This is a genomic window from Pontibacter sp. GD7 (genome assembly GCF_058216375.1).
The window spans coordinates 141,802-166,034 of the sequence record NZ_JBYZMP010000003.1; the positions used below are offsets into that span (position 1 = coordinate 141,802).

The following is a 24,233-nucleotide window of genomic DNA, read 5'->3' on the forward strand; positions in this document are numbered from 1 at the left end:
AGTTGCGATTAACCCACCCCTAAAGAGCTAGCGAGCGCAGCAATCAGGGGTGTGTTTACACCTGCCTGGTTTATCATAAATCGCAACTTGAGTTAAATAATATATTTATCTGGTTGTGGTCTACAATGTATGATAGTTTCTGTAATAGAATATTAGTTTCATGGCGTTGTAATGGTTCTGCTCTTTTTTAGAGAAGCAAGCCGTTTTTCTTACAATTCTTCTGTTTCTTGTCCTCAAACACAGGTTCACTCCTTCAATGTGTTTAGTAAAAGCTTTCCCAATCAGGTGCCTTTCCTGGGGCAGCACTTTAGTAAAAGCTGGCCAGTCATCGGTGCAGAAGCACTCTATTTCAAGCTTCTCCAACTGCCGGTAGAGCCTTCTGACCGTGTGCTGGCTGCGGTTGCCCCAGCTCCAGGCCAGCACCTCGCCCGTCTCCGGCGCGTAGGCGTAGAAAAGCCACCTCTTGCGCCTCTTCCGCTCTTTTACAAACGTCCACACCTCGTCTATCTGTACTGAGGTGTAGCGCTGCTGACGGGGCCTGAACTCACAGGCATCTGCCTGTTTAGTGAGCCACCTGAGCACGGTCTGCCGGTGTGCGCCCGTCACCTGCTCAATGTCGCGTATGCCGGAGTTCCTCACCAGCATGCCCAGCACCAGCTGCTTTGCCTGGGGACGACAGCCAGCCTTTTCATATGCATGTTGAAACTGCTTCCTGCAGGATCGGCACAGGAAATTCTGCTTCCCCGTGCGCTTTACGCCATTTTTCACTACCTTCATACTGTGGCAGTAGGGGCAACTTATCTGGATAGTTATCTCGCACATAACTTCCTATAAACACCCTTGCTGCCATACTTATTCCAATATCATACATTGTAGACCACAACCATTTATCTTGTAGCTTCTTACCACATCTTCCAACCAAAAGCATGCTTAAGTTTATACTTTCCCTTATACTGTATTTTTCTGCTTTGGCTTTATTTGCACAGGTACAGTGGGCGCATCAAATCAAATCAGACTTAACAGATAACTTAGAGGACCATATTGTAGATACCGAAGGCAATATAATAGCTGTCGGGCACTTTGAGGGTACAACCAAAATAGGGAGTTTTACACTAACTAACCAGGAGGCAACGGATATTTTTATCTACAAAGCTACCCAAGGTGGTGATGTATTGTGGGCTAAAGCTCTTAAGGGACCGAGTTACGGAGGCGATGCAGGTTTGGCCACCGATAAGTATGGGAATATTTATGTGACAGGAGGGTTTATCCAGGAACTGATAATTGATGGCATCTCAGTTCTTAAAGGTAACAGTTACTGGAACACCTTTTTAGCTAAATTTGATAAGAAAGGGCAACTACTTTGGGTAAAAGGAATTACAGGCAGCACATCCTTATCTGAGGCAAAGGGCTTTGGGGTAATAGCAGCAAACGACGCAGGAGAGGTTGTTATATCTGTTAACGTTTCTGGTGCTGTATCGATAGGAGCAGGGATGGAAGTAACCAGCGGAAGTGCATCCGCTAATAATTTGCTGCTGGTTAAGTATACTGCAGATGGAAGTATAACATGGTACAGGCAGCCAATAGGTTCCTCTAACACAGTAGTTAAAGACATTTGGCTTGATAATAATGGAGAAGCATACTTTACCGGATTTTATACAGGGACGGTAAGCTTTGGTACAAGTATACTTAAAGCATCTGCAGAAGGCCATGGAGACGTATTCCTGGCAAAGCAAGCTGCTAACGGAGATTTTCTTTGGGCTAAAAGTATAAATAAGACATCTGCCTTGCAACTGAATAACAGCGGTCAGGCAATGGCTTTAGATCCTGTCACCAAAAGCATTTACCTGGCAGGAAACTTTAAAGGCAATATCAGGCTCGATAACCAGGTTATCACCTCAGTCAACACCAGCGAAGACCCTGCCAGCGCTGATATTTTCCTGGCTCGGTATAGTGCGACTGGAACCCTTGAATGGGCTAAAAGATTAGGCACGGATGGCCATGATTTTGTACGTGACATCCAATTGAAGGAGGGTAGGATAGCCGTAGCCGGTGCCTGGAATTTCATGCCCTTTTTTCAGACTTACGATACTACCGGTAAGCTCCAAACCGAGGTAAAATTAGCAACAGCCGGCTGGGCTAACAGCATTTCAATTGTAAACGCTCAGGAGTTTTATTTAGGTGGTTTATTCTTTGGCACTTTCAAAGAAGAAAATGTTTTAGATTGGATAGCCGCCGGGCAGTCTGATGGATTTTTACTAAAGCTGGGTGGATGCTCGGGTAATAATTTGCCGGTGCCCGTTCTGTCGTATAATTGCAATAGTATAAAAGTTGATAATTTTAGTTTTGGTCAAAGAGTTAAATGGTACAGAAACGATGTTGAGATTGCCGGGAAGCAGGATAGTGAACTAATATCGCCTGAAAGTGGTAACTATACGGTAAGTTATGAGAATGGATGCGGCATCAGCTTCAGTACTTCTGTGACTTTCAACAAAGAGACTTTTCTTCCAGAAAGGCCGCAGCTAGAGTATGGCTGTAAAACCATAAAAGTGCTTAACCCGGGTGGCAACAGGATAGCGTGGTACCGGAACGGCCAGTTATTGCCAGGAGAGAATAAAACTGAATTGCCGGTTACAGTAGCTGGAGAATACACTATAGTTTTTAGGAACGAGTGCGGTGAAACGGCTGCTAAGATCAAAGTGGGTCTCACAAATAAAAGCAATTATGCAAGCTACAATGTTATTACCCCGAATGGTGATGGGAAGAATGATTTTTTTGTAGTAGATGCTGCTCTGGTTGGGTCAAGACTACAGGTTTTTAACCGCTGGGGAACAGAGGTTTTTAATGCTGAAAGATATCAGAATGACTGGAACGGGAGTGGGCTTGCTGCAGGTGTTTATTTCTGGGCAATTACCAATGACTGCAAAGAACAGCTAAAAGGATCAGTCACCATTATCCGTTAGTGTTTAAAACTGTTCAGACTAATTAAAACTTAAACTTAAAAAATAGACCAGGAGGGGCTAAGCTCTTTTTGTAATACATGCATCTTTACATAACATCCCTAAACTCCGGCAGCAACGGTAACTGTTATTACATTGGCAACCAACAGGAGGCTATACTTGTAGACGCGGGCATCTCGTGCCGGGAAACCGAAAGGCGTATGGCCCGGCTGGGACTTTCGATGCAGAAGGTGAAGGCCATTTTTGTGTCGCATGAGCACTCCGACCACATCAAAGGTATACCGGTACTGGCCAAAAAGCACCAGCTGCCGGTTTATATTACGCCCCATACTTTACGGAGGGCCAGATTTGAGGAGGTAAGTTTTCCGGTTGAAACGTTTTATGCACAGCAGCCTGTAACAATAGGCAACCTGGAAGTAATCGGTTTTCCAAAACTACACGATGCTATAGACCCTTATAGTTTTGTGGTTTCTTACCAGGGCACAAAAGTAGGCGTGTTCACGGATATCGGGGCACCCTGCGAGCAGCTGATCCATTACTTTAGCCAGTGCCATGCAGCCATACTTGAGGCAAATTATGATGAAGTGATGTTGGCAGAAGGATATTATCCATACCACCTGAAACACAGGATCAGTGGTGGTAAAGGCCATTTATCCAACCGACAGGCCTTAAACCTGTTTACAGCCTATAAATCTGAATACATGAGTCATGTGCTGCTGGCACACCTCTCTAAAAATAACAATTGCCCAAAGCTCGTAGAAACGCTATTTAACGAACATGCAGCCGGAACCGAGATTGTGGTGGCCTCCCGTTACCAGGAAACACCTGTTTTCAGGATATCAAGCAGTAACGATGTTTGTGTAGAGCCTGCTGTGCCATTTGTGCCGGCACCGATAATTAAAGCTGCAAAACCAAAGAGCAAAGCAAAGGTAGCAGACAACCAGCTGGAGTTATTTTAACGAAACGTATAAGTATAAAAGAAGGCGCCTGAAAAAGCGCCTTCTTTTATACTTATACGTTATTTTTTCAAGTTTCTGTCTAGCTTTTCAAGCCTGTTTTTACCGATTAGGGCCAGGGCTGCCGCACTCGCCGTGGCTATGGCAACACCCGTAATCACTGGGTTTATCTTGGATCTGGTATAAATGCTCTTCATGGCATGGCCATCGTAGTTACCGTAAATTTCGCCGTCCTGGCCTGGGTGGTGCAGAGAGCCTTCGTGGTGTCGTGCAGGTTCGTTCTTTTTCTGCTGATCAACCAGCAGTGTTTCGCTGTACCAATCCATAGCATTAGGCGCATACTTGTTCAGACTGCTCATAAATTTGCCGCCACTACCAATAAAAATATCGCGCTGTGGGTGAGCGGCTGCATAAAGTATAGCATCGGCCACTTCCTCAGGCTGGTAAACGGGAGGGGGTAGGGTTGGCTCCTGGTCCATGTAGTTGCGGGCATGCTGGGTGTAAGGGGTGTTTATGGCTGCCGGTTTGATCAGGGTAACTGAGATAGGAGCCTGCTCTTCTTCCAGCTCTAACCGGAGGGCATCGGTAAATCCTTTTACTGCATGCTTGCTGGCGCTGTACATCCCCTGTATTGGAATAGCCACATCCGACAATACACTTCCGATGTTTATAATAGCACCACCCTCACGCGATTTTAAATGTTGGGCAGCCGCAAGCGACCCGTACACCAGTCCCCAGAAATTCGTATCGAAAAGCCGGCGGTTATCCTCATCCGATACTTCCTCCAGGCGTCCGTAGATCGAAACCCCGGCATCGTTTACCCATGTGTCGAAACCACCGAAGCGGCCAAGGGCGGCATCTGAGATTTTATGCACATCCGATTGTTTGCCCACATCGGCCACCACATGTATAGCCTCGCCGCCTTCGTCTTTTATCTGCTGCTCAATTTTGGCAAGGGCCTCGCCGTTGCGTGATGCCAACACTACCCTGGCGCCTTTTTTTGCCGCCCTCAGCGCCGTAGCAAGTCCGATGCCGCTGGAGGCGCCTGTTATCACAATTACCTGATCTTTGAGTGGTTTAAGCTGTAATGCCATATTAATAAGTCTGTTTTAGAGGGTTATACTTCTGTGCTGGTTAAATCCGCACAATAGTATACATACGGTGTGCAGCACAAATCTCATAGCCTGGTTGTGTAAGTGGGCTTAAACAGCGCCTCAACGTATTATTCAAACATGTGAACGCACGTATAATTTGAGTGTAAATCAAAGTGTAAAGATCAAAAACTGATAAAGATCACTTTCCGGGATAAGAAATGTCATAAAGGCTGCCTGGGGTTTTCCTGAACTTTGCTGCATGTAGCAACGGCTTTTGACCATGAACGCAACCCAGGAATATCTCATCCAGAAGTATAACGTACCAGCGCCACGTTACACCAGCTATCCTACCGTGCCTTACTGGGACAAGCAGGTGCCGCATGCGCAGCAATGGATGGATATAGTAAAGTATACTTTTGATGCGTCTAATGCCACTAAAGGGATCAGTCTGTACATCCACCTGCCATTTTGCGAGGTGCTATGTACCTACTGCGGCTGCAATACACGCATCACCAAAAACCACAGTGTAGAGGAAGGTTACATACAGGCCATACTTGCCGAGTGGAGTTTATACTTGCAGCAGTTCACCGAAAAGCCAGTTATCCGGGAGTTGCATCTTGGAGGAGGAACCCCTACTTTCTTTAAACCTGAGAACCTGCGCAAACTGCTGGAGGGAATTTATGAAGGAGCGATACTTCACCCTCAAAAAGAGTTTAGCTTTGAAGGCCACCCAAATAACACCACAACCGAACATTTGCAAACACTTTACGATCTTGGCTTCAGGAGAGTGAGTTACGGTATTCAGGACTTTAATCCGAAAGTACAGCTTACCATTAACCGTATTCAGCCCTTCGAGAATGTAAAGCACGTTACCGATGAAGCCCGCCGTATCGGCTATGAGTCGGTTAATTTTGACCTGATCTACGGCTTGCCTTACCAGACCATGCAAAGCGTTGGCGAAACGATAGACAAAGTTGCGGAACTGATGCCTGACCGGATTGCCTTTTACTCGTATGCGCATGTACCATGGGTAAAACCGGGCCAGCGTAGCTACTCCGACAAAGACCTGCCAGACAATGCTGAAAAACGTGCCTTATATGAACTGGGCCTAACAAAACTGAAATCGCTTGGTTATACCGATATCGGCATGGACCATTTTGCATTGCCAGGTGATGCCTTGTACAAAGCATGGCAAAACAAAGAGCTACACCGCAATTTTATGGGATATACCACTTGCCAAACCGATCTGTTACTTGGGCTTGGAACCTCATCCATCAGCGATGCCAAGTATGGCTACTTGCAGAACCTTAAAAAAGTGGAATCCTATAAAGAGGCAGTGCTTGGCGGAGAGTTGGCTATACTTAAAGGGCATTTCCTGACCGAGGATGACCTCCTTTTGAAAGAAGCTATACTTAGCATTGCCTGCAAAGGGGAGTTGCTGTTAAATGAAAAGCTGCTGTCTATTTTACCGAACAATGATTATGCCCAACTCCAGGAAATGGAGCAGGAAGGCTTGCTGGAATTATCAGATAATAAACTAATTGTAACATCTCAGGGCAAGGCTTTTACCAGAAACATCTGTATGGTTTTCGATTTAAAACTAATGGAAACAGCACCCACTGAGCAACAGGTTTTCAGCAAAGCGATATAAGTTAGACATAGTGATTTAGTGGAAATGCCCTGGTGCTGAAAGGTGCTGGGGTATTTTTATTTGCTGTGTCCTGAGTTTAAAATACAGGTACTGGCGCCAGCATCCAGTTGGTGCCGCCAGGTGCGTGCGAGTCTCCAGACTCGCTTTTGCATTACCGGGTCAAACCACCCCTAACCCCTTGTCTAAGGCGGGGAATTTTTACTAATGATTCTGCGGCTGCTCAAGTAAACTCATTTGCTCTTTGTCATCCAGAAAGGATCTTGCGGGAAGGTAGGTTAAACACCAACTACAGAGTTTATACTTAAGCCGAGGTAAGAACAAAATTCCCCGCCTTAGACAAGGAGGGGTTAGGGGTGGTTGGACCCGGTGCTTAAGTTAGTTCTGTTTATACTCTGATCCTGCAGATCCTGGTCCAGGCGAATCCTTATTAACAGGAAAAGCAGGCTGCAAAGCAACCTGCTTTTAAAACGGCCAGGTGAGGCCGAATATATACCATTTACTAAACTAAACTCTAAAAAATCGCAGAGCTAATGCCCTTATACTTTCTCCTTTTTTCAAAAGAAAATATCGTTACAAGTTGGACTCCTGAGAGTCTCCTCGGCAGGACCTTGGCCTGCAACGCTTATTTGTAACACTACAAAAGTATAGATCTCTTACAGGCAACCAACTGACAAGCATCAACCTAAAAGCTGATACATATCATCTTTTAAGGGTATGCTTCCATTTAACTTTGTTAAGTACCATAAAAAGGGAAATTGAGATGGAAGCCGCACTCCAAACCAATGTTCAGAACTGCTACCATTGCGGGGATTCCTGCGCTGAGGAGCTGATCATAGCACACGATAAAGCATTTTGCTGCTCCGGGTGCAAAACCGTGTATGAGCTGCTGGAGGAAAACAACCTCTGCACCTACTATAACCTGGAGCAGAACCCTGGCATCACAGGTAAATCAAATCTTTCAGAAGCGCGGTTTGCCTACCTCGATGATGCCGGCGTAGAAGCCCATCTTGTAAACTTCCGTAACGATTCTATTTGCAAACTGACTTTTTACGTGCCACAGATGCACTGCAGCTCCTGTATCTGGCTGCTGGAGAACCTGTTTAAGCTGAATCCCGGCATTTCGGAGTCTACAGTAAATTTTCTGCGCAAAGAGATTTCGCTTACATACTTCCATAACAAAACAAGCCTGCGTGAAGTTGTTGCCCTTTTGGCCCGCATCGGCTACGAACCGGAAATAACACTAGCCGATACAGATGGCAAGAAGGTAAAGAAGCAAAGCCACACGATTATCTATAAACTGGGCATTGCCGGCTTTTGCTTTGGTAACGTTATGTTGCTCGCCTTCCCGGATTACCTGGCTGTAACAGATGGGTTGCAGCGCACATTCGGCTCTTTCTTTGGCTACTTAAGCCTTATACTTTCGCTGCCGGTGCTGTTTTACAGTGCGAGGGGCTTTTATACTTCTGCGTGGGAAGGGCTGAAGCAGCGTTTTGTAAACATTGATTTCCCGATAGCCCTTGGCCTGACTGCCCTGTTTTTTGTAAGCCTTTACGAAGTGCTATCCGGTACAGGACCCGGCTACCTGGATTCCTTCACCGGACTTGTTTTCTTCATGCTGATCGGTAAATATTTTCAACAGAGAACATACGACTCCCTTTCTTTTGAGCGGGATTATACGTCATACTTTCCGGTATCTGTAACCGTGCTGAAAGATGGTCAGGAAGAGGCAACAGCAGTGCGTAACCTGAAAGTCGGTGATCGTATCCGCATCCGAAACCAGGAGCTTATACCTGCCGATGCCATACTGCTGCGCGGCAAAGCCATGATCGACTACAGCTTTGTTACAGGTGAGTCGGAGTTGGAGGAGAAAGTGGCAGGGGAAGTGATTTATGCCGGCGGACGACAGGTAGGAGAGAGCCTGGAACTGGAGGTGGTGAAGGAAGTTTCGCAGGGGTACCTGACGCAACTCTGGAACGACAGCGCCTTTTCTAAAGAGGAGAAACAGTCTGTGGCAACGTACGCCAACGTGGCAGGCAAATGGTTCGTTATCGTTACGCTAATTGTAGCCGTCGGAACACTGCTGTTCTGGGTTCCCCGGGATATGGACATGGCGATGCGTGCCTTTACTTCGGTTTTAATTATTGCCTGCCCATGCGCCCTTTCGCTGGCTACGCCTTTTGTGCATGGCCATACCATGCGGGTGTTTGGCCGGAACAAATTCTATCTTAAGAACACATCGGTTGTAGAAACGCTGGCCAAAATAGACACAGTAGTGTTCGATAAAACCGGCACCCTCACAGAGCCTAGTGCTGCAGAAGTCAGCTACTCTGGAAAGGCACTGTCAGCGGATCAGGAAAAAAGTATACTTTCAGTATTGCGTCACTCTACTCACCCGCTTAGCCAGCGCATCAGTGATAACCTGAAAGTAACTCCATATCAAGTTTACAACTTTAAAGAGTATGCTGGCAAGGGAGTATCCGGAGAAGTCAATGGGCAACTGATCAGGGTTGGCTCTGCAACCTACCTTGGCATACCTGCCGATAAAGCTACAGACACTCTGAAAACAACAGTTTATGTTTCGGTTGATGGAGTGGTGCTGGGATATTATACTTTCTACAACGTTTATCGAAAAGGCCTGAAGAGTATACTTACTGATCTGTCTGACAAAAAAGTAGCGGTGCTTTCCGGCGACAACGACCACGAAGCGGCGAGGCTGCGAGAGTTGCTGGGGCCGGAAGCGGAACTGGTATTTAATCAGTCGCCGGTACAGAAGCTGCAAAGTATTCAAGTTCTTCAGGAGAAGCAGCACCAGGTACTGATGGTAGGAGACGGACTGAACGATGCCGGTGCCTTAAAACAAAGCGATGTAGGAATAGCCCTGACTAACAGCGTGACTAATTTCTCACCGTCATGCGATGCTATACTTGATGCCACCGCATTCGATAAACTGAGCAGGTTCCTGGCCTTTTCCAAAAAGTCGATGCGCATTATACTTGCCACCTTCGCTGTGTCGCTGGTATACAATGTTATTGGTCTGTCACTGGCAGTGCAGGGTTTGTTCTCGCCAATCGCTTCTGCTATACTTATGCCGATCAGCTCACTGAGCGTGATCATCTTCGCCACCCTCTCCGTCAAGTTTGCATCCAAACGGGCAGGATTGTAAATACATAAGACCTCGCAGCGTGCGCAGCTCCTGCGAGTGTCTTGTGAGGTAGTGAGTTAAAAAGTTAGAGAGTTTGAGAGTTAGTATTCACTCATGCACTCATCCGCTCATTCAAAATTTACTTGTTTTATTTGCAAGACACTCGCAGGAGCTGCGCACGCTGCGAGGTCTTAGAACTAATTACTAATTCATAATTAATAATTCATCATTCATAATTAAAAAGCCATGTACATCATCTTTTTAATGATCGCCATCAGCATCTCAGTAGCGGCATTGTTTCTGGGAGCATTTCTGTGGGCTGTCAGGTCTGGGCAGTACGACGATGATTATACACCAGCCGTACGCATGTTATTTGATAATGAAACAGCGCCAACTGTTAAAGGTAAAGAGGCCCCTAAGCCGCAGCGGGCTTAGGGGTTATACTTTATGTGGTTCCGGGGCTTACTACTAATCGTTTAAGCCTCACTTGTCAAATCTTTGGGCAGGTCTTATCCTACGAAGGTCTAAATACTGCCCATTCTAAATGAATTTCTGAATAGGTTTACTCCAGCAGGTGTAAACACACCCCTTCACCCCTCTCAAGAGGGGAATTTAGGCCTTTTCTTTAGCGAGCTTTCATTTTCATTGAAGAAGTCAATCCTTGGACAGGTCTCGACCTGTCCCTACGAATCAAAATATATCCTTGCTGGCCAATTGCAACAGCCTTCAGCTAAGAAGTGTCGATCCCAGCCTTTGGGTGGGGGAAGGGGCCCTCGATAAAGAGCGCCTTCTATTGTTGCGGTGCCCGCTAGGGCAGCCCGCAGCGGAGCGAGGAGCAGCTTCAATAGACAGCGCGATGCCCAAAGGCGAGGCCTCGCGGCCTTGAGCGCAGCAAGCCTGAGATGAAACTATAAGCCTGTTAGACTGAGGGAGTACAGAAATTCGATTCATAACCAGAAATTTACTCAAGTTGTCTTAACAGCCAACGCTATAAAATTTCGTTTCCAGCACCCAGCCTCACACTACTGATATCAATCAATCCAGATACTGACATTCATCATCTTTTCAAAAGCTGTACTTACCGAATTTTGAAGTGTTGATTCAGGCATTTACACATACTTCTGAACCAACATTTCCAGAGAGAATAATCAAAACAAACAAGTATAACTTAAACAAAAGAGGACACCGCACATGTCAAGTAATGTAGCTGAAGTCTTGGAAAATGCACCCGACCGGGTGGTGCCGAAAGGCAGGGACCGGGGGTTAACCGACACGTTCTTTTATGACAACAAGATCGTTCGGGATTTTGGTATAGCCACCGTGTTCTGGGGAATTGCCGGTATGCTGATAGGCGTGATCATTGCCTTCCAGCTGGCTAACCCGGATGTGAACATGGGGAACCAGTATACCACTTTTGGTCGTGTAAGGCCGCTGCACACAAATGCTGTGATCTTTGCCTTTGTGGGTAACGCCATTTTTATGGGTGTATATTACTCGCTGCAGCGCCTATGCAAAACCCGTATGTACAGCGACATACTCAGCAAAATCAATTTCTGGGGCTGGCAGCTAATCATTGTTTCTGCGGTAATCACGCTTCCGTTGGGTATCACTACGTCTAAAGAATATGCAGAGCTGGAGTGGCCGATCGATATTGCCATTACCCTGATCTGGGTAGTGTTCGGCTGGAACATGTTTGGAACGATTGCCAAGCGCCGTGAGAAGCACATGTACGTGGCCATCTGGTTCTACATTGCCACCTTCCTGACGGTTGCCGTGCTGCACATCGTGAACTCTTACGAGATGCCGGTTAACTTCCTGAAGAGCTACTCTGGCTACGCCGGTGTGCAGGATGCGCTGGTGCAGTGGTGGTATGGCCACAATGCGGTTGCATTCTTCCTGACAACGCCATTCCTGGGCCTGATGTACTACTTCCTGCCGAAGGCGGCGAACCGTCCGGTTTACTCTTACCGCCTTTCTATCATTCACTTCTGGTCGCTGATCTTCATCTATATCTGGGCTGGTCCGCACCACTTGCTTTATACTTCATTGCCGGACTGGGCACAATCGCTGGGTGTGGTGTTCTCCGTAATGCTGATCGCGCCGAGTTGGGGTGGTATGATCAACGGTTTGCTTACATTGCGTGGTGCCTGGGATAAGGTGCGCGAAGAGCCGGTGCTGAAGTTTATGGTGGTAGCAGTTACAGCTTACGGTATGGCAACCTTCGAAGGCCCGATGCTGTCGCTTAAAAACGTGAACGCCATTGCGCACTTCACTGACTGGATCGTAGCACACGTGCACGTAGGTGCCCTTGGCTGGAACGGCTTCCTGACATTTGCGATGCTGTACTGGTTGTTCCCACGCCTTTACAAAACGCAACTGCACTCTAAAAAGCTTGCCAACGCGCACTTCTGGTTAGGTACGCTGGGTATACTTTTCTATGCCATTCCGATGTACTGGGCGGGCTTTACACAAGGCTTAATGTGGAAACAGTTCACAGCAGAAGGTACTTTACAGTACTCTAACTTCCTGGAGACCGTGCTGCAGATCGTACCGATGTACTACCTGCGTGGTATCGGTGGTGTGCTATACTTGGGTGGTGTATTCCTGATGGTGTACAACCTGTACAAAACAGCCAAATCTGGTAGCCTGGTAGCTGACGAAAGAACAGAAGCTCCGGTAATTGTACCTTCAGTTCCTAAAAATGCAGGTCACTGGCATAGCTGGATCGAGAAGCGCCCTACACAAATGGCTGTTTTCGCTACAGTTGCTATTGCAATCGGTGGATTGGTAGAGTTTATACCTGCTTTTGTGATCAAGTCTAACGTTCCTACCATTGCCAGCGTGAAGCCTTATACTTCGCTGGAGTTACAGGGCCGCGACCTGTACATCAAAGAGGGTTGCGTTAACTGTCACACGCAAATGGTTCGTCCATTCAGATCGGAAACAGAGCGTTACGGTGAGTACTCTAAAGCAGGTGAGTTCGTGTACGACCATAACTTCCTGTGGGGCTCCAAGCGTACCGGTCCGGACCTTCACAGAGTAGGTGGTAAGTACCCACACAGCTGGCACTACCACCACATGATGGACCCTACGTCCATGTCACCGGGCTCTATCATGCCAGCTTACCCATGGTTGTTTGAACAGGACATCGACCTGAGTACGACACAGGATAAACTGAAGACCCTCAAAACACTGGGCGTACCTTACGAGGATGAGTACATCGCCAACGCCAACGAAGACCTGTTGAAGCAGGCTAACAGCATCGCGGCTGATCTGAAGAAAGAAGGTATCGAGGTAAAACCAGAAGCCGAAATCGTTGCCCTGATCGCCTATCTGCAGCGCCTGGGTACAGATATTAAAGTGAAAACGGAAGAATAACCGACACACGTATCACGTATCACGACACATGATTTTCAAATTATTTAAGTCGTGATACTTGATTCGAGATACGTGATACGTGTGTCACAAAGTCTAGAAAAATGTACAAAAACGTTTTACAAGCCATTGACGGCATCGAAATATATCCGCTGATCTCGTTTGGCATCTTCTTTCTGTTCTTCCTTGGGTTAATTGTGTATGTGGCCCTGATGGACAAAAAGCATGTGCATGACATGAGCTATGTTGCCTGCGGTAACGAAGATGAGAACACCACAAGGGAAGGAGTAAGACAATGATCTCGTTAAAGACAATTTTACGAAAAAGCAGCCTTGCTCTGGTGGCAGGTTTGCTGCTGCTAAGCGCGCCTGCAGTGCAGGCACAGGATGCCGTTGCCGGTAAAGCTATCTTCGAAGGTAACTGCCAGGCCTGCCATAGTATAGATGCCGATGTTGTAGGTCCTGCGCTGAAGGATGTGCATAAGCGCAGAGGCGATGAGTGGCTGGTGAAGTTTATCAAGAACTCTCAGGAGTTGGTGCAGGCCGGCGATAAAGATGCTATTGCAGTTTACGAGAAATTCAACAAGGTGCCAATGCCTGCTTTTGGCAGCTCGCTTTCAGATGAGGATGTGGCAAATGTTATCGCATACATTAAGGCAGAGAGTGATAAACCAGCCGTAGCAGCTGCTGAAATACCGTCCACTCCAGGTGCGGAAACAGAGGCCGGCCTGTCAGAAGCAGATACAGAAGTTGCTTTTCTGGACCTTCCGCCGATGCTGCTGTTCACGTATGCACTTGCCGCATCCATTATCCTGCTCACCATACTTATACTTGTTACGCTCTTCCGCATCTTTATACCTATGATGGGAGACTCGATCTACGATGAAGATTTCCGTAGTTCGTTTGCGGGGCGAGTACTGTTCCTGATGCGCGGTGATGCAACCTTGATGACAGGTGTGGCAAAAGACCACATCCATTCTGATCATGATTTCGATGGTATCCAGGAGTATGATAACGACCTCCCGCCGTGGTGGAAAGCCATGTTTTATGTTACCATCGTTTTCGGTATCGGTTATATGCTGCACTTCCATGTGTTCCGGACAGGTGCACTGCAGGAGGAAGAGTATGAGATGGAAATGCAGCAGGCAGCCTTGTTCGCCGCTAAAAACGCTGACGACCCGAATGCTGTTACAAACTATGAAGTACTAACCGATGCTGCTGCGCTGGAGTCTGGTAAATCACTCTTCAACACGAACTGCGCTGCCTGCCATGGTCAGGAAGGACAGGGTACTGTAGGGCCTAACCTGACAGACGAATACTGGCTGCATGGTGGCGATGTGAACGACATCTTCAAGACTATCAAGTTTGGTGTGCCGGCAAAAGGTATGGTGCCATGGCAGGGCAAGCTTACCAAAGATCAGATCCTGGAAGTATCCAGCTACATCCTGAGCCTGCAGGGCACAAACCCGGCAAATGCCAAAGAGCCGCAGGGCGAGAAAATGTAAAGTATAAAAGCTGATGAATAGGTAAGTTGCAGGTGCTCATGTGCCTGCAACTTTTTTGTTTATAGTCTAACTCTTTTGCCCTCGCTCGCCTCCGGCGAGTGTGAGTTATAATCAGGCCTCTGGCCAATTTAATTTGTACCATGAAAGACAGGTGGCGGGACGCCACAAAATAGCCCACACTCGCCGGAGGCGAGCGAGGGCAGTAGTTCTTTGAAAAACTTGAGTCAGCAGCCGTGACTGATGAAGATCACCGGGAAAGATGACTTTCGTCATCTTTTTACACATGCTGATTGCGGAATTTTGTAACAGTAGATTTTGGAGAAAGTGGTGGCAGAAAATAACACTCACTCATACAAAATTCACTCATTCAAAATTATAATCAGGCAGGAGTAATATCCGCACAAATTATCACTGCCATGGCAAGCAAAATCCAAACGGCCCCCGATGAGTTTCGGGACCACATCTCTACGGTTGATGAAGAGGGTAAACGCCTGTGGGTGTATCCTAAGCAACCAAAGGGTAAACTTTATACTTATCGCAAGCTTGTCAGCTATTTGTTGCTGACGTTGCTATTTGCTGGTCCATTCATTAAGATCAATGGCTTGCCACTGCTCATGCTGAATGTGGTGGAGCGTAAGTTCGTGCTCGTCGGTATTTTGTTCTGGCCGCAGGATTTCTTTCTGCTGGTGCTGGCTTTCCTTACGCTGGTAGTCTTCATCATACTTTTCACGGTAGTATACGGCCGCATTTTTTGTGGCTGGGTTTGTCCTCAGACCATTTTCATGGAGATGGTTTTCCGCAGGATTGAGTACGCCATCGAGGGGGATTATACCAAACAGCGTGCTTTAAACAAGATGCCCTGGAACACTGAGAAAATCCTTAAGAAAGGGGCTAAACTCAGCATCTTCCTGCTCATCTCCTTTGTCATCTCAAACTTGTTTTTGGCTTATATCATCGGTGTTGATGAACTGCAAAAAGTGATTGTGGAGGGGCCGCTGGAGCACAAAGCTGGCTTCGGTGCATTGCTATTGTTTACCGGTGTTTTCTTCTGGGTTTTTGCCTGGTTCCGTGAGCAGGTCTGCACCATTGTTTGTCCGTATGGCCGCTTGCAGGGGGTAATGCAGGACAAGAAAACCGTGATAGTAGCCTATGATTATACTCGTGGAGAACCGCGCGGCAAACTGCGCAAAAACCAGGTCAGAACAGAAGGCGACTGTATCGACTGCAACCAGTGCGTTTATGTTTGTCCTACGGGTATAGACATTCGCAACAGTTCACAGCAGCTGGAGTGTATCAACTGTACTGCCTGCATCGATGCCTGCAACGACATTATGCGCATGATCGACAAGCCGGAGGGATTGATCCGGTATGAGTCGGAAGAGGCATTGGAAACAGGCCGGAAGTGGACCTTTTTGACACCGCGCGTGATGGGGTATACCGCTGTGCTGGCCATACTTTTGACTGCCCTTACCACACTACTTTTAACCCGTGACGAAGCCGAAGCTACCATACTTCGCACACCAGGGCAGCTGTATCAGCAAACAGAACAGGGGCATATCAAAAACCTCTACAACATCTCCGTGATCAACAAAACAAACCACGACATGCCGCTTACCCTGAAGCTGATGAATAAAGAGGGAGCAATTAAGGTGATAGGCAACGACCTGGTGCTGCCGGCACAGGGGATAGCAGAAGGTGTGTTTTTTACAGAGATAGCCAAAGAGCATCTGACAAGTATAAACTCCGACATTGAGATAGGGGTGTACCACGGAGATGAGCTAGTAACAACAACAGAAACTAAGTTTTTAGGGCCGGCGAAATAGATTTTAGACACAGGATATAAGACATAAGACAAAGGACTTGTGGAAGGCTCGGGCTTCCTGGTAGTTCGGCCAACTAACAACGATTAACGAAAAATGAAACAAATGGAAACCGCACAAAAAGATAAAAACTTTACCCTTTGGCCATATGCTATTATAGCAGCGATTGTGTTGTTTATGGGCTACATCGCCATGTTTGTGTACAAAGCCATGCAGCAGGACGTGGATCTTGTTAGCAAGGATTACTACGAACAGGAAATTAAGTACCAGGACCAGATCGACAGGATAGGCCGGACGAAAGCTGCTGGTGATGTAATGATAAACTATAACCCGGAGGCGCAGCATATTCTGGTACAGTTACCGGAAAGTTTTAAGGCGCAAAGTATAAACGGAAAGGTTAACCTTTTCCGTCCGTCTGACGACAAGCTGGACCAGGAGCTGCCACTGCAGCTGGGTCGTGACCTGAGCCAGCTGGTAGAAACAACGGAGCTGGAAAAAGGACTTTGGAAAGTAAGCGTGAGCTTTACAGCTGCTGAAGAATCGTACTACGCAGAACAGACAATACAGATAAAATAGCCATGATCTGGGCAGGGTTTGTATTCGGACTGATTGGTAGTTTTCATTGTGTAGGGATGTGCGGCCCCATCGCAATGGCGCTACCCTTTGTCGGGAGTTCCGGCTGGCGCTACTATGCCGGCCGGCTCCTGTACAATGGTGGCCGCATCGTAACTTATGCCGGACTGGGAGCTTTGGCTGGGGCATTCGGCGAATCGCTTCAGATGGCAGGGCTGCAGCAAACAGTGTCCATAGTCTCGGGTGCGCTGATCCTGCTTTTACTGGTTTTACCTGCTGCCCTTAAAGGAAAATCTGCAACTATACCAGGCACCGGAAAACTGATGGCCTGGGTAAGGCAGAGACTGGGTTATTATTTCCAGAAGAACTCGCTACAGTCTTTGTTTACGGTGGGCTTGTTAAACGGCCTGTTGCCATGCGGCTTTGTATACATTGCCCTGGCTGGCGCCATAAGCGCACCCGGCATTGGTGGGGCCATGCTGTATATGGCGCTTTTTGGACTGGGCACATTCCCGCTAATGCTACTTGTGTCGTTGTCTGGTAAGCTCATCAGCCTTAAAATGCGAAGCCTCTTCAACAGGTCGGTACCTTACGTGGGCATGGCGCTGGGCATACTTTTTATTGTGCGCGGTCTTGGCCTGGGCATACCGTACCTGAGCCCGAAAGTAGTAGAGACAAGTACGCATAAAACCGAGATGAGCTGCTGTAAAAAGCCTGCCGTGGCTAAAACTGAGTAAGCATGAAGTATAAACTATAACGATCGATCCCTATACCAAACTATTACTAAACGTATGTGTAAGAGCAAAAATATAAACCGTGTGCTGGTGCCTGTGCAGTTCGACAAGGCAAGCACAAAACTGTTGCGCTATGCCTGGCACCTGGCCAGTAACCTGGGCGCAGAACTGGTACTGCTGCACACCAGCCGCACCAAAGACCTGACCTTTACCCAGCAGAGCCGCAACATCCATCAGCTCAGAACTTTCGGGGAACGCATTTTGACAGAAGAGCAGAAGCCGAATAATAAACCTGTGCCTTACGAGTGTGTGGTACGGCCAGGTTACCTGCACGAGTGCGTTGCAAATGTAGTGGCAGAGTACGCTGCTGACATAGTGCTGATGGAAACCTGTGTGCTGCACCAGGATGAAGCGGAAAACGACCCGGACAACGCGGCTGCCATCATGGAGCTGGTAAGCTGTCCGGTAATGGTGATGCCTTGCACTGTAACTTTTAAAAAACTGGAGAATCTGGTTTTTGCCACAGATTTTACCGACCAGGAGCACCTGGTGTTGCAGCAGATCGTAGCTTTCGCAGAACAGGCAAAAGCGAACTTAACCCTTGTACAGATATACAGTGCAGCTGAGCGTTCGCAGTTAAGCAGTTACAAAACTGCCATGCGTGCCATCGAAGCAAAGCTAAGCAGCAAAAAGGTGACACTGAAGTTATTGGAGGAAGAAGACACCCTGGAGGGCATCAGCGATTTTGCCGAAAGCGCCGCCGCCAACATGCTTATACTTGCCACCCAGGACAGCTATTTGTTAAAGCGCCTTTTCAGCAGCAATTACATCAAAACCATGGCCTACCATACACGCTATCCTATACTTACGTTCAGGCAGGAGAAGCGCAAGCCGTGCGCCGGAGGTTGTGCCAACTGCAAGAGCAGGAAAGTAATCGAGCAGCTGGTTTCGGGTGAAGCTGGAACAACCGTGAAATAAGCGGATCAGCATACTTCCGGATGGGGAGTGGGGGGAGTTTCTGGTGTATATAAATGTGCTGTGATCAGCTTCCGTAACAGGACTTCACCTAGTGGCTTGGCAGTAGAAACAAGTATGGCCGGCACACCGGATTTGTAACAGACTGCAGGAATATCGGCATCATCAGGATCGGAGTTGCAAACGATGGCCAGGGTTGCGTTCAGCTGTTCCGCAATTTCGAGCACATTTTCTGAACCGGTGTATGGCTTTACCAAACGGCTAACAGAAGCACCGCTTTGCTGGTGTATGGTACAGGCTAGTTGATCCAGGCGCTGTTGCAAAACCCGTTCACTTTCCAGCGGTTGCCCTTCTAGATTGGGTGTGCCGGAGTGGTGATAGCACTGGAAAAGTATAAGCCTGGAGCCGGTTTCACGCGCACAGGCTGCGGCGATCAAAGCTACTTTTCTGGCATTGTTAGTGGGGTTCAGGGAAATGAAAATGCTTTTCATAAGCGATTGGCAGCCAGGGTGATTCGAACGCATGGCTGGTGAATTGATAAATGGATGATGGCAAAGTTAGGGAGTCTTTGCTGCTGGCGTAATGACTATAGGCAATAATACAAGTGATAATTATCATGAACACGACAGGACATAATTTCGCATTGCATAGTTATTCTTTACCGAAGTGGTTATTTTTAGGAAAATAAACTGAAGATTGAAAGATTCCGCACACACTTACGAAAATAGCCTGGAGCAGAGCACACGACTAAAGGCAATAATCGATACAGCGATCGATGGCATCATCACGATCGATAGCAAAGGCATTATTGAAACTGTAAACCCGGCTGCTGCCCGCATCTTTGGATACAGCCCCGAAGAAATGATCGGCAGAAACATAAAAATGCTGATGCCGGAGCCGGACCGCAGCCAACACGACGGATACATCGAAAACTACCATCAAACGGGCATCGGTAAGATCATCGGCATAGGGCGCGAAGTGCTGGGCATGAGGAAAGATGGCACCGTTTTCCCTTTTCTGTTAAGTATAAGCGAGGTTAACCTGAAGGATAAACAGATCTTTACAGGCATTGTGCACGACATCTCAGAGCTTAAAAAAGCAGAGGCCGCCCTGCGCGAAAGCGAGAACAAGATCAACTCCATCATACAGGGCGCTGTGGATGGCATTATTACCATCAACACCCGTGGCGTCATAGAAATGGTGAACCCGTCGGCAGCCAAACTGTTCGGGTATGAAGCAAGCGAGTTGCTGGGTAAAAGTATAAATGTGCTGATGCCGGAGCCGGACCGCAGCCTGCACGACAGCTACATGCATCACTACCAGGTTACAGGTGAAAAGCGCATCATCGGCATCGGCAGAGAAGTTACCGGTATGCGCAAAGACGGTTCTATTTTTCCGTTTTACCTAAGTATAAGTGAGGTGCAACTGGCGGACCGCAAAGTATACACTGGTTTTGTGCACGACATCACCCGGCAAAAACTAACCGAGGAACGCCTGCGCCGCTACGCAGCCGAACTGGAACGGAGCAACCGCGAATTACAGGACTTTGCTTATGTGTCGTCGCATGACCTGCAGGAGCCGCTGCGCAAGATACAGGCCTTCGGCGACAGGCTTTTGAGTAAAGAATACGATAACCTGAGCGAGCAGGGGAAGGATTACGTTGACCGAATGCTGAACGCGGCATCACGCATGCAGAACCTGATAAACGACCTGCTTGATTTCTCCAGGGTAACTACTAAATCCAAGCCGTTTGTGAAGGTGAAGCTGGATGATATCCTGACAGAAGTAATCTCGGACCTGGAAGTGACCATCGAGAAAACAGGTGCCAGGATAGTTCGTTCGCCATTACCGGAAATAGAGGCTGAGCCAACTCAGATGCGCCAGCTTTTCCAGAACCTGCTGAGCAATGCCATCAAGTTTAGAAAAGAGAACGAAAGCCCGATCATTAACATTTACGCAAAAAGCCTGCAGCGCCAGGCGCACCTCACGGCCACTCCCGGCGACGAGCTGACCGAGATCTATATTGAGGACAACGGCATCGGGTTCGACGAAAAGTACCTGGACCGCATCTTCAACATCTTTCAGCGACTGGAAGGGCAGAAGTATGAGGGCTCGGGCATAGGCCTGGCCATTTGCCGCAAAATAGCCATCAGGCACGGCGGTGACATTACAGCCCAGAGCCAGCCAGGTATAGGCACCCGCTTTATAATTACATTAGCCATTAAACATCCTGAGGAAATAGAAAACCATGGGCGAGAATAAAAGATCGATCGTTATACTTATCGCCGACGACGACGAAGAGGACCGTATGCTGGTGAAGGACGCGCTGGAAGAAAGCCGCCTGAAAAACAGTATCCATTTTGTGGAGAACGGCGAAGAGCTGATGGATTACCTGCACCACAGAGGCAAATTTGCCGACAAGAACGAGTACCCTACGCCGGGGCTTATACTTTTAGACCTCAACATGCCGAAGAAGGACGGCCGGGAGGCGCTAAAGGAAATAAAGGCAGATGACCGTCTTAAACTTATACCTGTGGTGGTGCTCACTACCTCAAAGGCTGAGGAAGACATATTAAGAACCTACGATTTAGGCGTTAGCTCCTTCATTACCAAGCCGGTTACATTTGGGTCACTGGTGGATGTGATGCGCACACTAAGCAAATACTGGTTTGAAATAGTGGAACTGCCTAAACTATAAAAGATCAATTCAGGATGGCCGAAAAGATCCGCATACTGCTCATCGACGATGACGAGGACGATTACATCATCACCCGGGATATCATAGACGATATACCGGGCCGAAACTACGTGCTCGACTGGACAGGGTCTTTTAACGAGGCATTGGACATTATTGCGGAAGGGCGGCATGACATTTACCTGGTAGACTACCGGCTGGGTGCACACGATGGACTGGAACTGATACGCGAGGCGATAAAGCATGGAAGCACTGCTCCGTTTATACTTTTAACTGGCCAAAGCGACCGTGAAACCGACGAGAAAGCCATGCGCGCCGGGGCCATGGACTACCTGGTAAAAGGCACCCTCAACCCGAACGAGCTGGAGCGTGCTATACGCTATAGTATAGAGCATGCCAAGAGCCTTGCTGTTATACAGCGGTTAAATACCGAACTGGAACAACGGGTTAAAGATCGCACGCAGGAGCTGGGCACCGCCATTCAGAAACTGGAGCAGACCAACAGAAGCCTGTACGAGGCGGAGCAGGAGGTACGCAAGGCCCTGCAAAAGGAAAAAGAACTGCACGAGCTAAAGTCGCGGTTTGTAACCATTGCCTCCCACGAGTTCCGGACGCCATTAAGTACCGTGCTATCGTCGGTGTCGCTGATAAGCAAGTATAAAACCACCGAGGAGGACGACAAACGCATGAAACACGTGGACAGGATAAAATCGGCGGTGAGCAACCTGACCGGTATTCTGAACGACTTTTTGTCGATAAGCCGCATTGAGGAGGGGAAGATCTACAATGTACCCACCACTTTTGACCTCGAAGCCTTTGCCTCTGAAGTAGCCGATGAAGCGCAGGGAGTGCTGAAGCTGGGACAGAAAATCAATTACGAGCACCAGAGCCATGACAAGAAGGCCTACCTGGATAAACAGTTGCTAAAAAACATATTGCTAAACCTGCTTTCCAATGCCAGCAAGTATTCTGCCGAGCACAAGCAGATAACATTTACAACCGCTATCACTGACAATAACATTAAGATTGAAGTACAGGACGAGGGTATTGGCATACCGGATGCAGACCAGGTGCATTTGTTCACACCATTTTTCCGGGCTCAGAACGTAACCAATATCCAGGGCACGGGCCTGGGGCTTAACATTGTAAAAAAATATGTAGATATTATGGGTGGCACCTTAAACTATCATAGCGTGCTGCACAAGGGCACTACATTTACAGTCACCTTGCCCCAGGAGTAAAAGTATAATCACAGAAAATTTAAAGCAGAAAACCAAAAGCTGCTGCCAAGTACATAAACATCAACCCAGATCAGATGAAAAAGATATTGCTGATTGAAGATAACCACGAGATACGTGAAAATATCGCCGAGATTTTAACACTTGCCAACTACGAAGTGCTGGAAGCCGAGAACGGAAAAGTAGGCGTGGACCTGGCCAAGCGCGAACTCCCTGACCTGATCATCTGTGATATCATGATGCCGCAACTGGACGGGTACGGTGTGCTGCGCATGCTTAGTGGCAATACCAGCACCGCCAGCATTCCTTTTATTTTTCTAACGGCAAAGTCGGAGAAAGAAGACTTCAGAAAAGGTATGAACCTGGGCGCTGATGACTACCTGATAAAACCCTTTGATGACCTGGAACTGCTGGACGCGGTAGAAATGCGCCTGAAGAAAAATGAAAACCTGAAAGCCGGATTCCAGAAAAATGCCGATGGCCTGAGCGATTTTCTGCATGAGGCTAAAGGGCAGGAGAACCTCGAGAAGCTCACATCTGAAAAACAGAAACTGCAGCATTATAAAAAGAAACAGACCTTGTTTTTGGAGGGGAATTACCCTTCAGCCTTATACTTTCTGAACAAGGGCAAGGTAAAAACTTATAAGTCTAATGAGGAGGGGCGTGAGTACATCACAAACCTGTACAAAGCCGGAGACTTTATCGGTTACCTGGACCTGATCGAGGAGAATGCCTACCGTGAGTCGGCGGTGGTGATGGAAGACTCGGAAATCTACGTAATCTCGAAAGAGGATTTCTTTTTACTGCTCCACAACAACCGACTGGTGGCAAACCAGTTTATTAAAATACTGTCGGATAACCTGGCTGACAGGGAAGAGCGTCTGTTAAAGCTTGCCTACAACTCTGTGAGAAAAAGGGTAGCAGAGGCGCTGCTTTTTGTTGAGAAACAGTATGCCGGCAACCCTAGCCATGCCGAAACCCAGGTAGCTATTTCCCGTGAAGACCTCGCCAGCATAGTTGGTGCCTCCAAAGAAACGGTTATCCGCACATTGGCTGATTTTAAAGACGAAAAGCTGATCAAAAGCCAGGGCAGCAAGATCACCATCATCAACAGCGATAAGCTAAAGCGGATGCGTAACTAAGACCGGTGATTAAGGGGATTTTAGAGATTTATTGATGAACAGCATTAAAAGACCTCGCGGTGTCCGAAGGTCCCGCGAGCGTCTGGCTGCATTACTTGTCCAACCACCGTTGGGCCTTCTCGAGAGGGGAATTACCTCCCCCGGCCCCTCCTAAAAACAGGAGGGGGGGATCTGCCATTGCTCAACTGCTAATTAAGTTTTATAGCTAAGGCTGTACCTCGGACAGGTCGCGACCTGTCCACACAACAATCACAGCTATAAAATTTATACTTTCTCGGAAGCAACGGCAGAAGAGTCCCCCTTTCAAGGGGGTAGGGGGATGTTTACACCTGCAGAAATTCACAACCTTAGATTAACGCGGGTTTGAAACTAAACAG

General features: G+C 47.7%; 19 protein-coding genes. 16 read left to right on the plus strand and 3 right to left on the minus strand.

Going from position 1 to position 24,233, the window contains the following annotated elements; all coding sequences use genetic code 11:
* Positions 1-120: 120 nt before the first annotated feature.
* Positions 121-822 carry an IS1 family transposase gene (locus AC4BAP_RS06150; RefSeq protein WP_490581744.1) on the minus strand — a complete coding sequence of 234 codons (702 nt, stop codon included), beginning with the start codon at positions 820-822 and terminating at the stop codon, positions 121-123.
* A gap of 104 nt (positions 823-926) precedes the next feature.
* Between AC4BAP_RS06150 and AC4BAP_RS06155 the strand changes: the two genes are divergently transcribed.
* Both AC4BAP_RS06155 and AC4BAP_RS06160 read left to right on the plus strand, forming a co-directional pair.
* A complete protein-coding gene (locus AC4BAP_RS06155; RefSeq protein WP_490581745.1) occupies positions 927-2,960 on the plus strand; it encodes a T9SS type B sorting domain-containing protein in 2,034 nt (677 codons plus the stop codon).
* A gap of 77 nt (positions 2,961-3,037) precedes the next feature.
* Positions 3,038-3,916 carry an MBL fold metallo-hydrolase gene (locus tag AC4BAP_RS06160; RefSeq protein WP_490581746.1) on the plus strand — a complete coding sequence of 293 codons (879 nt, stop codon included), beginning with the start codon at positions 3,038-3,040 and terminating at the stop codon, positions 3,914-3,916.
* Between the two features lie 59 nt (positions 3,917-3,975).
* Here the strand turns inward: AC4BAP_RS06160 and AC4BAP_RS06165 are convergent, their stop codons facing one another.
* Positions 3,976-5,007, minus strand: a complete 1,032-nt coding sequence (locus tag AC4BAP_RS06165; protein WP_490581747.1) for an SDR family oxidoreductase — start codon at positions 5,005-5,007, stop codon at positions 3,976-3,978.
* Between the two features lie 280 nt (positions 5,008-5,287).
* On the opposite strand from AC4BAP_RS06165, the gene hemN reads away from it, so the two are divergent.
* The 10 genes from hemN to AC4BAP_RS06215 all read left to right on the plus strand — a co-directional run bounded on the left by hemN (position 5,288) and on the right by AC4BAP_RS06215 (position 18,784).
* Positions 5,288-6,658, plus strand: a complete 1,371-nt coding sequence (hemN, locus tag AC4BAP_RS06170; protein WP_490581748.1) for an oxygen-independent coproporphyrinogen III oxidase — start codon at positions 5,288-5,290, stop codon at positions 6,656-6,658.
* 730 nt (positions 6,659-7,388) lie between these two features.
* Complete coding sequence (locus tag AC4BAP_RS06175) at positions 7,389-9,821, plus strand: heavy metal translocating P-type ATPase (RefSeq protein WP_490581749.1); 2,433 nt, start codon at positions 7,389-7,391, stop codon at positions 9,819-9,821.
* Positions 9,822-10,046: 225 nt separating this feature from the next.
* Complete coding sequence (gene ccoS / locus AC4BAP_RS06180) at positions 10,047-10,235, plus strand: cbb3-type cytochrome oxidase assembly protein CcoS (RefSeq protein ID WP_490581750.1); 189 nt, start codon at positions 10,047-10,049, stop codon at positions 10,233-10,235.
* 756 nt (positions 10,236-10,991) lie between these two features.
* The gene (gene ccoN, locus AC4BAP_RS06185; protein WP_490581751.1) at positions 10,992-13,178 is read left to right on the plus strand and encodes a cytochrome-c oxidase, cbb3-type subunit I; all 2,187 of its coding nucleotides are present in this window, start codon (positions 10,992-10,994) and stop codon (positions 13,176-13,178) included.
* Between the two features lie 101 nt (positions 13,179-13,279).
* The gene (locus AC4BAP_RS06190) at positions 13,280-13,474 is read left to right on the plus strand and encodes a hypothetical protein (RefSeq protein ID WP_490581752.1); all 195 of its coding nucleotides are present in this window, start codon (positions 13,280-13,282) and stop codon (positions 13,472-13,474) included.
* Positions 13,471-14,679 carry a c-type cytochrome gene (locus AC4BAP_RS06195; RefSeq protein ID WP_490581753.1) on the plus strand — a complete coding sequence of 403 codons (1,209 nt, stop codon included), beginning with the start codon at positions 13,471-13,473 and terminating at the stop codon, positions 14,677-14,679. Before AC4BAP_RS06190 ends, AC4BAP_RS06195 begins: the two co-directional genes overlap by 4 nt.
* A 416-nt stretch (positions 14,680-15,095) precedes the next feature.
* Positions 15,096-16,502 carry a cytochrome c oxidase accessory protein CcoG gene (ccoG, locus tag AC4BAP_RS06200; RefSeq protein WP_490581754.1) on the plus strand — a complete coding sequence of 469 codons (1,407 nt, stop codon included), beginning with the start codon at positions 15,096-15,098 and terminating at the stop codon, positions 16,500-16,502.
* Between the two features lie 93 nt (positions 16,503-16,595).
* Positions 16,596-17,075, plus strand: coding sequence for a FixH family protein (locus tag AC4BAP_RS06205; RefSeq protein WP_490581755.1), 480 nt, complete (start codon positions 16,596-16,598; stop codon positions 17,073-17,075).
* 2 nt (positions 17,076-17,077) lie between these two features.
* Positions 17,078-17,809 (plus strand): sulfite exporter TauE/SafE family protein, encoded by a 732-nt coding sequence (locus tag AC4BAP_RS06210; RefSeq protein ID WP_490581756.1) that lies wholly within the window; start codon positions 17,078-17,080, stop codon positions 17,807-17,809.
* 54 nt (positions 17,810-17,863) lie between these two features.
* Entirely contained in the window at positions 17,864-18,784 is a 921-nt protein-coding gene (locus AC4BAP_RS06215; RefSeq protein WP_490581757.1) for a universal stress protein, read from the plus strand.
* A gap of 5 nt (positions 18,785-18,789) precedes the next feature.
* Here AC4BAP_RS06215 and AC4BAP_RS06220 read toward each other — a convergent pair whose 3' ends face one another.
* Complete coding sequence (locus AC4BAP_RS06220) at positions 18,790-19,272, minus strand: hypothetical protein (RefSeq protein WP_490581758.1); 483 nt, start codon at positions 19,270-19,272, stop codon at positions 18,790-18,792.
* Between the two features lie 205 nt (positions 19,273-19,477).
* On the opposite strand from AC4BAP_RS06220, the gene AC4BAP_RS06225 reads away from it, so the two are divergent.
* The 4 genes from AC4BAP_RS06225 (at position 19,478) to AC4BAP_RS06240 (ending at position 23,856) form a co-directional block, all read left to right on the plus strand.
* Complete coding sequence (locus tag AC4BAP_RS06225; RefSeq protein ID WP_490581759.1) at positions 19,478-21,043, plus strand: PAS domain S-box protein; 1,566 nt, start codon at positions 19,478-19,480, stop codon at positions 21,041-21,043.
* Positions 21,030-21,479: a response regulator gene (locus AC4BAP_RS06230; RefSeq protein WP_490581760.1), complete on the plus strand. Its 450-nt coding sequence runs from the start codon at positions 21,030-21,032 to the stop codon at positions 21,477-21,479. Before AC4BAP_RS06225 ends, AC4BAP_RS06230 begins: the two co-directional genes overlap by 14 nt.
* 14 nt (positions 21,480-21,493) lie before the next feature.
* Positions 21,494-22,717: a sensor histidine kinase gene (locus AC4BAP_RS06235; RefSeq protein WP_490581761.1), complete on the plus strand. Its 1,224-nt coding sequence runs from the start codon at positions 21,494-21,496 to the stop codon at positions 22,715-22,717.
* Between the two features lie 74 nt (positions 22,718-22,791).
* The gene (locus tag AC4BAP_RS06240; protein ID WP_490581762.1) at positions 22,792-23,856 is read left to right on the plus strand and encodes a response regulator; all 1,065 of its coding nucleotides are present in this window, start codon (positions 22,792-22,794) and stop codon (positions 23,854-23,856) included.
* The last annotated feature ends 377 nt before the right edge of the window (positions 23,857-24,233 follow it).